Below are 13145 nucleotides of genomic sequence, written 5' to 3'. Positions count from 1 at the left end.
ACATGTCCTCAGCACACCCCTCGGCGGCGACGCTGCAACGCGCGTTGACCGCAGTGCGCGACCTGCGCGCCAAACTCGAGGTCACCGAGCGTGCCCGCACCGAACCGATCGCGATCGTCGGTCTGAGCTGCCGGTTACCCGGAGGCGCGAACAGCCCGGAGGCGTTCTGGGCGCTGCTGCGCGACGGGGTGGACGCGATCACCGAGGTCCCGGCCGACCGGTGGGACGCCGACACCCTCTACGACCCGGACCCGACCGTGCCCGGCCGGATCAGCAGCCGTTGGGGCGGCTTCCTCGACCAGGTGGACCGCTTCGACGCCGCCTTCTTCGGCATCTCCCCTCGGGAGGCCGACCAGATGGACCCGCAGCAGCGGATCATGCTGGAGGTCGCCTGGGAGGCCTTGGAGCACGCCGGCCAGACCACCGACCGGCTCGCCGGCAGCCAGACCGGCGTGTTCGTCGGCGTCCACAGCCACAGCAACGACTACACCTGGCTCCAGTACGCCGACCCCGACCAGATCGACACTTACACTGGCACCGGTACCTCACACAGCGTCCTGGCCGGGCGCATCTCGTACCTGCTCGACCTGCGTGGGCCCAGCGTCGCGCTGGATACCGCCTGCTCGTCGTCCCTGGTCGCGGTGCACCTTGCCTGCCAGAGCCTGCGCTCCGGCGAGTGCCACATCGCGTTGGCCGGCGGGGTGAACCTGGCGCTGGCCCCGCACTTCACCATGGCCACCACCAAGATGCGGATGATGGCCACCGACGGCCGGTGCAAGACCTTTGACGCCGCCGCCGACGGGTTCGTCCGGGGCGAGGGCTGCGGGGCGATCGTCCTCAAGCGACTTTCCGACGCGCGGCGCGACGGCGACCCGGTCCTCGCGGTGATCCGGGGCTCGGCGGTCAACCAGGACGGTCGGACCAACGGCCTGACCGCGCCGAGCGGTCTCTCCCAGCAGCTCATCGTGGCGCAGGCGTTGCGCAACGCGGGCGTCGACCCGGCCGACGTGGACGCCGTCGAGGCCCACGGCACCGGCACCGCGCTCGGCGACCCGATCGAGGTCGAGGCGCTCGCCGAGGTGTTCGGCCCGGCCACCGACACCAGCCGGCCGATCGCGCTCGGCTCGGTGAAGACCAACATCGGCCACCTGGAGGCCGCCGCCGGCATTGCCGGCCTGATCAAGGTCGTGCTCGCCCTGCGGCACCAGGCGATCCCCGCCCACCTGCACTTCCACACGCTCAACCCGAACACCTCGTTGACCGGCACCCGGTTCGTCATCCCCACCGAGCCGCGCCCGTGGCCGGCCAGCGACCATCCCCGGTACGCCACGGTCAGCTCGTTCGGCTGGTCCGGTACGAACGGTTGCCTGGTGGTGGGCGACGCCCCGGCACCCGACAGTCCCACGTCGGCCGCGCCCACCGACGCTTCGTCACCGGCCGCGCCCACGGACGGCCTGGCCGACCGGGTGGAGCTGCTGCCGCTGTCGGCGCGCAGCCCGCAGGCGTTGCGGGACCTGGCCGGTGGGTACCGGTCGCTGCTGGCCACCGACGTCGGCCAGGCGCTGCGCGACCTGGTCTGGACGGCCGGGGTGCGGCGCAGTCACCACCCGTTCCGCGCCGTGGTGACCGGCCGTACGCCCGCCGAACTCGCCGACAAGCTGGCCGCCCTGGTCGACTTGCCGATCGACGGAACCGTCCCCGACCCGCCCGCCGGGCCACTCTTCGTCTTCTCCGGGCAGGGCTCCCAGTGGGCCGGAATGGGCCGCGATCTGCTGGACCAGGAACCGGTTTTTGCCGAGACCATGCGCCACTGCGACGAACTGCTCCGCGCCCACACCGACTGGTCACTGCTGGCCGAGATCCGCGCCGACGAGACCCGCTCCCGGCTGGACCGTACCGAGATCGCCCAGCCCGCCCTGGTCGCCGTGCAGGCCTCGCTGGCCGCCCTGTGGCGCTCGTGGGGGATCGAACCGGAGGCCGTGATCGGCCACAGCGTCGGCGAGATCGCCGCCGCCCACGTCGCCGGGGTGCTCACTCTCGCCGACGCGCTGCGGGTCGCGTACCACCGGGGACGGGTGATGCAGCAGGCGCACGGGCTCGGTCGGATGGCCAGCGTCGCGCTGCCGGTCGCCGAGGCCGAGGCGGTCGTCGCCGGGTACGCGGAGCGGCTCACCGTGGCCGCCGTCAACGGGCCTACCGCCACCGTCCTCGCCGGTGACCCGGACGCCCTCGCCGAGGTGCTCGCCGCGCTCACCGCCCGGGGCGTGGTCAGCCGAGTGTTGCGGGTCGAGTACGCCTTCCACAGCCCGCAGATGGCACCGTTCCAGGCCCCGCTGGTGACGGCGCTGCGCGGGCTCGCCCCGCAGCCGGCCAGCGTGCCGATCGTCTCCACCGTCACCGGACGCGCCGCCGGAGACGGGGACTTCGACGCGGCGTACTGGGGACGCAACATCCGCGAACCGGTCCGCTTCGCCGACGCCCTCGCCCACCTCGGCGTGGAGACCACCCTGCGGACGGTGGTCGAGGTCGCCCCGCAACCGGTGCTGGCCCGGCCCATCGTCGAGCAGTTCGAGAGCACCGGCCAACGGGCCGTCGTGCTCGCCTCGATGCGGGCCAACGCGGACCCACGGACCACCCTGCTCACCACCCTCGGCGGCCTCTACCGGGCCGGCCACCCCGTCGACTTCGGACGGCTGCACCCCACCGCCGGCCGGTGCGTGGAGCTGCCGGCGTACCCGTGGCAGCGGCGACGGCACTGGCTGCGCCGGGCAGCCCGACCCGCCGTCGCCCGGCCGGCCGGCGGGCACCCGCTGCTCGGCCGGCGGGCCCGCACCGCCCTGCCCACCTTCGACAGCGTCCTGGACGCCACCGTCGGGGCCCTCGGTGACCACCGCGTCCACGACGCGGTGCTGCTGCCGCTGACCGGTTACCTGGAACTGGCCCTGGCCGCCCACGGCGACCCAGGCCCGGCCCAGGTCACCAACCTGGTGCTGCACGAGCCGCTGGTGCTGCCCGCCGACGCGCCGGTGGCGGTGCAGACTGTGCTCACCCCCGCCGGCGGTGGCCGGAGCAGCGTCGGTGTGTTCAGCCAGCCGGCCACCGCCGTTGACGACCAGCCCTGGACCCGGCACGCGGAAGGCGTGGTGGCCCGGTACGCCCCGCCGCCCGGACCACCGGTCGACGTGGCGGCGCTGCGCAACCGACTCACCCCGGCCGAGGTCACGCCGTTCTACCAGCGGCTGCGCGACGTCGGCATCGGCTACGGGCCGGTCTTCACCGGCGTACGCGACCTGTGGCGGGGCACCGACGAGGCGCTCGGTCGGGTCGCCCTCCCGGCCGACGTGGCCGCCACCGCCGGCGCGTACCGGTGGCACCCGGCGCTGCTCGACGCGGCCCTCCAGGTGTTCCTGGCCGCGCTCCCCGACGACCTGGCCGCCGCCTGGCTGCCGATCGGTCTGGACCGGTTCGCCGCGGCCGCCCCGGCCGGGGCGCAGGTGTGGAGCCACGCCACGGTGCGTCGCCGCGACGACGACACCACCGTCGCCGACCTCGACCTGTACGCCCCGGACGGCACGCCACTGGCCCGGGTCGAGGGGCTGCTGCTGCGGCGGGCCGGCCGGGACGCGCTGCGCCGCAACGTTGACCTCGGTTACGAGATCGCCTGGGAGTCAGCGCGGGCACCCCGTCCGGCCGACTGGGACGGCGGCGGGGCCTGGCTGTTCCTGGCCGACCGGGACGGTTCCGCCGAGGCGCTCGGCGACCTGCTGCGGGCCCGGGGCGACGAGGTCGTCGTGCTGCCCGCCGACCCGGCCGACGACCTGGCCGCCCGGCTGCACGGCCAGCTCACCGCCGACCGGCCGTGGCGGGGCGTCGTGCACCTCGCCGGCCTGGACACCCCGGCGTTTCTTGGGCCGGCGGAGGCCGAACCGACCACCGGCGACGTGCTGACCGCACACGAACGGACCGTCCGCGTCCTGCTCGACCTGGCCCGGGCGCTCACCTCCGCAGACGGCCCGACCCCGCCGGTCTGGCTGCTCACCCGGGGCGCACGGGCGGTCACCCCGGACGACGCGCCGGTGGCGGTGACCCAGTCGCCGGTCTGGGGCCTGGCCCGGGCGGTCGGAAGGGAACGCCCCGACCTGCGCTGGACCTGCCTCGACCTCGACCCGGCCGACCCACGGCCGGTCCCGCCGGAACTGCCCGACCTGCTGCGCGCCGCCGACGCCGAGGACCAGCTTGCGCTGCGCGCCGGCACCGTCCATGTGCCCCGGCTGGTGCCGGCCACGCCGCCGGCCGAGGCCGGGCCGGTGCGGCTGGGCATCCGCGCGCGGGGTGTCCTGGAGAACCTCACCTTCGACCCGGCCGCCCGCCGGCCGCCGGCACCGCACGAGGTGGAGATCCGGGTGCACGCCACCGGGCTCAACTTCCGGGATGTGCTCAACGCGCTCGGCGAGTATCCGGGTGAGGCAGGACCGCTCGGCCTGGAGTGCGCCGGGGTGGTGGTGGCCGCCGGCGCGGACGTGCCGGACCTGGCCGTCGGGGACCGGGTCCTCGCGCTCGCCCCGGCGAGCTTCGCCAGCTTTGTCACCGTCGCCGCCGACCGGGTCGCCCCGCTCCCGGCGACCCTCGGCCACGCCGAGGCTGCCACGATCCCGGTGGCGTTCTGCACCGCCGCGTACGGGCTGCACCACCTGGCCGCGCTCAAGCCCGGCGACCGGGTGTTGATCCATGCTGCCGCCGGTGGCGTCGGTTTGGCCGCCATGCAACTCGTCCAGGCGGCCGGGGCGGAGGTGTTCGCCACCGCCAGCCCGGCCAAGTGGCCGATCCTCACCGACCTGGGCGTGCAACACGTCTTCAACTCGCGCACCCTGGACTTCGCCGACCAGATCCGTGAGCGCACCGACGGTGCGGGCGTCGACGTGGTGCTCAACTCGCTCGCCGACGACTTCATCCCGTACAGCCTGGACCTGCTCCGCCCCGGCGGGCGGTTCCTGGAGATCGGCAAGCGGGGCATCTGGGCGGTCGAGCGGGTCGCCGCCCACCGCCCTGACGTCGCCTACCACCCGTACGACCTCGGGACGGTCGCCGACGACGACCCGGCGCTGGTCCGTACCCTGCTGCGGGACCTGACCGCCGCGCTCGGGGAGGGCCGGCTCAACCCGCTGCCGCTGCGCGCGTTCGTCCGGGACCGGGCGGTGGACGCGTTTCGCCATATGGCCCAGGCCCGGCACGTCGGCAAGGTGGTGGTCAACCACGAGCCACCGCCGGCCGTGCACCCCGATGCCACGTACCTGGTCACCGGAGGTCTCGGCGGGATCGGCCCGGCGATCGCCCGGTGGCTGGTGGCGCGCGGCGCCCGGCACCTGGTGCTGGTCGGCCGCAGCGCCCCCACACCGCAGGTCGCGGCGGCCCTGCGCGACCTGCACCCGGACGCGCGGGTCCACGTCCGGCAGGCCGACGTGGCCGATCCGGACGCCCTGACCGACCTGCTCGCCGGGATCGCCGCCGACCTGCCGGCACTGCGCGGCGTGGTGCACGCCGCCGGCGTGCTCGACGACGGTGTGCTCGACCAGCAGAACTGGCCGCGCTTCGCCCGGGTGCTCGCCCCGAAGGTCGCCGGTGGCTGGAATCTGCACCGGCTCACCCGGCACCTGCCGCTGGACTTCCTGGTGCTCTGCTCGTCGGTCGCGTCGCTGCTCGGCTCGGCCGGGCAGAGCGGCTACGTCACCGCGAACGCCTTCCTCGACACGCTCGCCCAGCACCGCCGCGCCCGAGGGCTTCCCGCCACCAGCGTCAACTGGGGGCCGTGGGCGGACGGCGGGATGGCCGCCCGGCTCAGCGACCAGCAGCGGCAGCGGCTCGCCGGGCAGGGCTTCCGACCGCTGACCGCCGACGACGCCACCGCCGCCCTCGGTCGGCTCCTCGACGCGCACGCCGTGCAGGCCGGGGTGTTCGCTGTGGACTGGCCGGCCCACCTGCGCCAGTACGGCGGAGCCGCCCCGCCGTTGCTGACCCGGCTCGGCGTCATCCCGGCCGCCGCCCCGACCGGCGCGGCCCCCACTCCGGCGACCGGTGGGCCGCGCGAGCGGATCACCGCCGCCCACCCCACCGAGCGCCGGCAGCTTCTTCAGGAGTACGTCCGGGACACCGCCGTCACCATCCTCGGGCTGCCCACCAGCCAACCGGTCAACCCGCAGCAACCGTTGCGGGACCTCGGCCTGGACTCGCTGATGGCGGTCGAACTACGCAACGCGCTCGGCGGGCTCGCCGGCCGCGCCCTGCCCAGCACCCTGGTCTTCGACCACCCCACCGTGGCCCGGCTGACCGACCACCTGCTCGCAGAACTCTTTCCCGAGCCGGCCCGACCGTCGCCCACCCCGGCCCCCCCGCCGCCGGCGACCCCGGGCCCTGCCCCCGAGGCCCCGGCCGACCTGGTCGCCCGGGTCGCCGCCCTGGACGACGCGGACGTCGAGGCGCTGCTGGCCGCGAAGCTCTCCGCCCTGGAGATGAGGAACACCAATGAGTGACGCCGGACCGTCCTCTCAGGCGCTGTCCCCGCTCAAGCGGGCCCTGGTCGCCATCGAGACCCTGCAGGCCCGCTTGGACGAGGTCGAACGCGCCCGGACCGAACCGATCGCGATCATCGGGGTGGGCTGCCGCCTCCCCGGCGGCGCGGACGGCCCTGACGCCTTCTGGAGCCGGCTGCGCGACGGCGTGGACCTGGTCTCCGAGGTTCCCGCCGACCGCTGGGACGTGGCCGCGTACCACGACCCCGAGCAGGCCACCCCGGGCACCATGAGCACCCGCGACGGCGGCTTCCTCGACCGGGTCGACCAGTTCGAACCGGGCTTCTTCGGCATCTCGCTGGGCGAGGCCGCCAGCATGGACCCCCAGCAGCGGCTGCTGCTGGAGGTCGCCTGGGAGGCACTCGAACACGCCGGTCAGGTGCCCGCCCGGCTCGCCGGCAGCGCCACCGACGTCTACGTGGGCATCAGCACCTGGGACTACTCGCTGCTGCTCGGTGGCGCGCCGATCCGGGGGCTGTCCGGCACCGCGTTCAGCATCGCCGCGAACCGCCTGTCGTACCTGTTCGACCTGCGCGGCGCGTCCATGGCGGTGGACACCGCCTGCTCGTCGTCCCTGGTCGCGGTGCACCTGGCCTGCCAGAGCCTGCGCGCCGGCGCCGCCCGGGTCGCCCTGGCCGGCGGGGTGAACGTGATGCTCTGGCCGGAGACCATGGCGGCGTTCTCGCAGATCGGCATGCTCTCCCCGGACGGGCGCAGCCGCACCTTCGACGCCAGCGCCAACGGCTACGTGCGCGGCGAGGGCGCCGGCATGATCGTTCTCAAGCGACTCTCCGACGCCCGCGCCGACGGGGACCGGGTCCTCGCGGTGATCCGGGGCTCGGCGGTCAACCAGGACGGTCACAGCAACGGCCTCACCGCCCCGAACGGCGTCGCCCAGGAGACGGTGATCCGGGCCGCGCTCGCCGACGCCCGCACCCCCGGCCACCGGGTCGACTACGTCGAGGCGCACGGCACCGGCACCACCCTCGGCGACCCGATCGAGGTCCGGGCCCTCGGCGCGACCCTCGGCCCGGGCCGCGACCCGGCCCGCCCGCTGCTGCTCGGCTCGGTCAAGACCAACACCGGGCACCTGGAGGCCGCCGCCGGGATCACCGGCCTGATCAAGGTGGCGCTCGCCCTGCACCACGGCGAGATCCCCCCGCACCTGCACCTACGCGAGCTGAACCCGCACGTCGACTGGGCTGAACTGCCGCTGCGGGTGGCCACCGCCCGCACCCCGTGGCCGTCCCCGGCGGGCGCGCGGACCGCCGGCGTCAGCTCGTTCGGCTTCGGCGGCACCAACGCCCACATCGTCCTCGGCGACACTCCGGCCGAGCCGCTCGCCTCGGTTGATCCGGTCGCCGACGACCGGCCGGTCCGGCTGCTCACCCTCTCCGCCCGCACCGAGGACGCCGTGCGCGACCAGGCCCGCCGGTACGCCGACCGGCTCGCCGCGCCACCCACCCCGACCCTCGCCGCGTTCTGCCACACCGCCAACGCCCGCCGCACCCACTTCGCGCACCGCGTGGCGGTCCCGGTGACCGACCTCGCGCAGGCCCGTGCCGCACTGACCGCGATCGCGTCCGGCGAGCGCCCGGACGACGTCCAGGTCGGCGCCGTCGCCACCGGCACCCGCCGGCGGCTGGCGTTCATCTTTCCCGGTCAGGGCGGCCAACACCGGGACATGGGCCGGGAGCTGTACCGGACCGAGCCGGTCTTCCGGGGTGTGATCGACCGCTGCGCCGAACTCTTCGACGCCCACCACCCGTGGCGGCTGCGGGACGTCCTCTACCCCGACGGCGGGGTCACCTACCCGATCGACGACACCGAGTACGCCCAGCCGACCCTCTTCGCCCTCCAGTGCGCCCTCGCCGCGACCTGGCGTTCCTGGGGCGTCGAACCGGACGCGGTGCTGGGGCATAGCCTCGGCGAGTACGCCGCCGCCTGGGTCGCCGGGGTGTTCAGTTTGGAGACCGGGGTGCGGCTGATCGTGGAACGCGGCCGGCTCACCCGCACGCTCCCGCCGACGGGTATGATGGCCGCCTGCTCCGCCTCGGCGCAGGACGTCACCGCGCTGCTGGACGGGTACGCCGGCCAGGTCGCCGTCGCGGCCATCAACGGCCCCGAGCACACCGTCATCTCCGGCGAGAAGACCGCCGTGCAGGCGGTGCTGGAACGGCTGGAGGAGGACTTCGTGCTCACCCGCCCGCTGCGGGTGTCCTACGCCTCCCACTCGCCGCTGCTGGAGCCGATCCTCGACGAGTTCGAAAAGGGCATCGCCGGGCAGGAGTACGGCGAGCCGCGCATTCCGTTCATGTCCACCTATCAGGCGACCATGCTGCGTTCCGGGATTTGCCACGACGCCGCGTACTGGCGTCGGCAGCTCCGCGAGCCGGTCCGCTTCCTGGACGCCATCCGGGCGCTCGCCGCCGAGGGCTTCGACACATTCCTGGAGATGGGCCCGAAGGACACCCTGATCGAGATGGGCAAACGCTGCCTGCCCCGGGGGACCGGCCGGTGGCTGCGGTCGCTGGACCCGGAGGTAGGCAACTGGGAGACCCTCACCGCCAGTGCCGCCACCCTGCACACCGACGGCGTCGAGGTGGACTGGACCGCCTTCGGCGGCGGCGCGCACGCCCCGGTGGACCTGCCCACCTATCCGTTCCAGCGGCGGCGCTGCTGGCTGGACCCGGAACAACTCGCCCAGTACCGCCGGCCGACGGAGGACCCGAGGTGACCCACCACGATCCGGTTCTGGCGGTGGCCCGACTCGACTCGGGCATCGTCCAGCTCACCATCTGCGACCCGACCCGGGAGAACCGGCTCAGCTACGAGCTGGTCGACCAGATGTTCGCCGCCCTCGACGAGCTGGCCGGCGACGAGTCGGTCAAGGTCCTCCTGGTCACCGGCACCCCGGAGATCTGGTGCGCCGGCGGCACTCTCCAGATGCTCCGGGAGATGGCCAGCGGCGTGTACGACGAGCGCCGGCTGCTCGCCCTCGCCGACCGACTGCTGGGCTTCCCGGTGCCGGTGATCGGCGCCCTTGAGGGGCACGCGGTCGGCGGTGGCCTGGCCCTGGCGCTGTGCTGCGATCTGACCGTCGCCGCCGCGAATCGCCGCTACGCGGTCAACTCCGCCAGCATGGGCTTCACCCCGGCGATGGGCCTGTCGGTGCTGCTGCCGGCCGCCGTCGGTCACCACGTCGCCGCCGAGATGATTTTCACCGGGAAGTACTACAAGGGTCGAGAGTTGGCCGATCGGCGGCTGTTCAACGCGGTCGTACCCGGCGACGAGGTGCTCGCCCACGCCACCGACCTGGCCGGGCAGATCGCCGAGAAGCCGCGCTACGTGCTGGAACTGCTGAAGGAGACGCTGGCGCTGCCCAAGCGCCACGCCCTCCAGGAGGCGATCGCGCGCGAGCCGCTGATGAACCGAATTTGCTTCACCCAGCCCGGCAGCGCCGCGCTGCTCGACCAGACGTACCTGAGCTAGGAGAACTCCCATGCGGGTAGGCATCGAGAAACTGAACCTGTACGGCGGTCGGGCGTACCTGACGATCGCCGACCTCGCCTCGGCGCGTGGCGGCTCCCTCACCGAGCTGGAACGTCGCCAGATGGTCCCGTACGAGTCGCGGGCCATCGTTCCGCCGTACGAGGACCCGGTCACCCTGGCCGTCAACGCCACCGAACGGCTGCTCACCGACGATGACCGTGCGCAGATCGAGCTGGTCGTGGTTGCCACCGAATCGGCGGTGGACTTCGGCAAGCCCATCTCCACCTGGGTGCAGCGGTTCTGCCGGCTGCCCGCGCACAGCCGCAACTTCGAGGTCAAGCACATGTGCTACGGCGGCACGGCCGCGCTGCGCGTCGCCGCTTCCTGGGTCGCGTCGAACGTCTGCCCCGGCAAGAAGGCCCTGGTCATCAACAGTGACCTGAGTCGCACCCGCAACCACATGCAGACCGAGGACGACGACCTCGGTGAGCTGATGGCCGGCGGCAGCGCGGTCGCCATGCTGGTCAGCGCCGAGCCGGCGGTGTTCGAGCTGGAACTGGAGAAGGCCGGCTACTGGACCAACGAGTTGTCCGACGCGCTGCGCCCCAACTCGCGTACCGAGATCATCACCGGCACGACCAGCTTCTACTCCTACCTGGACGCGCTGGAGGAGACCTACGAGCGGTACGAGGCAATCGTCGGCGAGGTCGACTTCGAGTCGTACTTCCGGAAGAACATCTATCACGCCCCGTTCCCGGGGATGACCAAGGTCGCGCACAAGACCCTGCTCAACCGGCTCAACGTCACCGACAAGGCGGTCATCGAGGCGAGCTGGCGGGACCGGGTCGCCGCCAGCACCCACTTCGCCCGGCGGATCGGCAGCGCGTACGGCGCGTCCACCTTCATCTGCCTGCTCGGCATGCTGTACACCGCCACCGACCTGGCCGCCGGGGATCGGCTCTCGGTCTTCGCGTACGGCTCCGGCTGCCAGGCCGAGTTCTACAGCGGACTGGTCGGACCGGACGCCACCGGGTACGTGCGCGGCCTCGACCTGGACGCGCACCTCGACTCCCGGGTCCGGCTCTCCGTCGCACAGTACGAGCAGATCGAAAAGGCCTGCGAGACGAACATCGACGAACGCACCTACCAGCCGCTGACCCAGGACGTCGGCGACCTGTACGCCCAGCGCTACGAGGGAGAGCATCTGCTGGTTCTGGAGGCCGTCCGCGACTACCACCGTCACTACCGCTGGAGCTGACGGAATGGACCGCGCGGTACGCGCCGAGATCGCCGACGGCGTCTGCTTCGTGACGCTGGCCGCCCCCGCCAACGGCAACGCGATCAACTTCGATCTGATTGACGGGCTGACGGCGGCGCTCGACGCCGTGGACGCCGATCCGGACTGCCGGGCGATGGTGGTCGCCGCCGAGGGGCCGACGTTCTGTCGTGGGCTCGACCTGGAGGCGTTCTTCGTCCACGGCCGGCTCCCGGACCGCGACCAGCTCCGCCGGCTCCCGGCCTGCCTGGCCCGGATCCGGCGGGCCCGGGTACCGGTGATCGCGGTCGCCGACGGCGAGGCCATGGGCGGCGGCGTCGGCCTGCTCGCCGCCTGCGACCTGGTGCTCGCCACCCCGGCCGCGCGGTTCATGCTCTCCGAGCCGATCGTCGGCCTGGTGCCGGCGACCATCGTGCCGTTCCTGCTGCTGCGCACCGGCCCGGCCCGGCTGCGGGCGATGACCCTGAGCACCCGGGGCATCCCGGCCGCCGAGGCGCACACCTGGAACCTGGTCGACGAACTGGTCACCAATGGCGTCGGCACGGCGCTGCGCGCCCAGCTCCAGCGGATCTTCCGGTCCGCGCCGCAGGCGCTCGCCGAGACCAAGCGCTACTACGACCAGCTCAGCGCCGCCGACCTCGACCAGCAGATCGAGATCGGCCTCGACCAGTTCACCGGCTGGCTGGCCCGGCCGGACGTCCTGGCGGGGGTCACGTCGTTCGGCGAGGGCTTCGCCCCGCCGTGGTTCGCACGCTACCGAGGGCGGACGGATGTTCCAGGTCATCCGGGTACGTGAGGTCGAGCCCGGCGTCGCCGAGCTGACCCTCGACGACGCCGAGCACGACAACCGCCTCAGCGACCGGCTCTGCGACGAGCTGCTGGCCGCCCTGGCCCAACTCGCCCAGGACCCGCAGCTCAAGGTGCTGATCCTGCGCGGCCGGCCGGAGGTGTTCTGCGCCGGGGCGACCATGGAGGCCCTGCAACGGGTGCTCTCCGGTGCCCTGCACGTCAAGGACCTGCTGCTGTCCCGGCCGATGCTGGACTTTCCGGTGCCGATCGTCGGCGCCATCGAGGGGCACGCCGTCGGCGGCGGGCTGGTCCTGGCACTTTGCTGCGACCTCGTGGTGGCCGCCCGCAACCGCCGGTACGCGATGAACTTCGCCCGGATGGGCTTCACCCCGGCGATGGGCACCACCGCGCTGCTACCGGCCGCAGTCGGGGCCGCCACCGCCGCCGAGCTGACCCTAACCGCCCGCTACTACCGGGGCGGCGACCTCGAGGACCGTGGCTTCTTCAACGCCGTCGTCCCGGCCGACGAGGTGTTCCCCATCGCGTTGGAGTTCGCCCAGCGCATCGCCGAGAAACCCCGGCACGTGCTGGAGCTGACCAAGGAGACCCTGGCCCAGCCCCGACGCCAACTGCTGCGCGCGGCGATGTCCCGCGAGCACCTGATGCACCGGGTCTGCTTTGGCCGACCCGAGGTCGCGGAGATCGTCGCCGAGACCTACCTCACCTGACCAGCACCATCGAATCAAAACAAGGAGGCACCCCAAGATGGACCGTCAGCAGGTCGTGGACGTGGTGACCAAGCACATCCGGCTAAACGCCGAGGGCTTGGACGACCAGCCCGTCGACACCACCAAGTCGATGAAGGACTTCGGGCTCGGCAGCCTCGACATCGTCGAGATCGTCTCGGCGTCGATGCGCGAACTCAAGATCCGGGTGCCCCGCACCGAACTGGCCAACCTCAAGAACGTCGACGAACTCGTCGACCTGTTCCTGAAGGTCAAGCAGGAGCAGTAGGTCTCATC

At 73.1% G+C, this 13145-nt stretch carries 7 protein-coding genes; all 7 read left to right on the top strand.

The window, feature by feature from the left end:
* The first annotated feature begins 2 nt into the window (after positions 1–2).
* The 7 genes from ACN27F_RS03300 to ACN27F_RS03270 are packed head-to-tail and all read left to right on the top strand — an operon-like array spanning position 3 to position 13137.
* A complete protein-coding gene (locus tag ACN27F_RS03300; protein WP_421431083.1) occupies positions 3–6527 on the top strand; it encodes an SDR family NAD(P)-dependent oxidoreductase in 6525 nt (2174 codons plus the stop codon).
* Positions 6520–9303 (top strand): type I polyketide synthase, encoded by a 2784-nt coding sequence (locus ACN27F_RS03295; protein WP_421431081.1) that lies wholly within the window; start codon positions 6520–6522, stop codon positions 9301–9303. The genes ACN27F_RS03300 and ACN27F_RS03295 overlap by 8 nt, the downstream gene beginning before the upstream one ends.
* A complete protein-coding gene (locus ACN27F_RS03290) occupies positions 9300–10058 on the top strand; it encodes a polyketide synthase (protein WP_421431080.1) in 759 nt (252 codons plus the stop codon). Before ACN27F_RS03295 ends, ACN27F_RS03290 begins: the two co-directional genes overlap by 4 nt.
* A gap of 10 nt (positions 10059–10068) precedes the next feature.
* Positions 10069–11316, top strand: a complete 1248-nt coding sequence (locus ACN27F_RS03285) for a hydroxymethylglutaryl-CoA synthase family protein (RefSeq protein WP_421431079.1) — start codon at positions 10069–10071, stop codon at positions 11314–11316.
* Positions 11317–11320: 4 nt separating this feature from the next.
* Complete coding sequence (locus tag ACN27F_RS03280) at positions 11321–12130, top strand: enoyl-CoA hydratase/isomerase family protein (protein ID WP_421431078.1); 810 nt, start codon at positions 11321–11323, stop codon at positions 12128–12130.
* Entirely contained in the window at positions 12105–12851 is a 747-nt protein-coding gene (locus ACN27F_RS03275) for a polyketide synthase (RefSeq protein WP_421431077.1), read from the top strand. Before ACN27F_RS03280 ends, ACN27F_RS03275 begins: the two co-directional genes overlap by 26 nt.
* Positions 12852–12888: 37 nt before the next feature.
* Positions 12889–13137: a phosphopantetheine-binding protein gene (locus ACN27F_RS03270; protein WP_329101439.1), complete on the top strand. Its 249-nt coding sequence runs from the start codon at positions 12889–12891 to the stop codon at positions 13135–13137.
* The last annotated feature ends 8 nt before the right edge of the window (positions 13138–13145 follow it).

This window comes from Solwaraspora sp. WMMB335 (assembly GCF_049179075.1).
Lineage (GTDB): Bacteria > Actinomycetota > Actinomycetes > Mycobacteriales > Micromonosporaceae > Micromonospora_E.
This window is presented reverse-complemented; position numbering and strand designations above follow the sequence as displayed.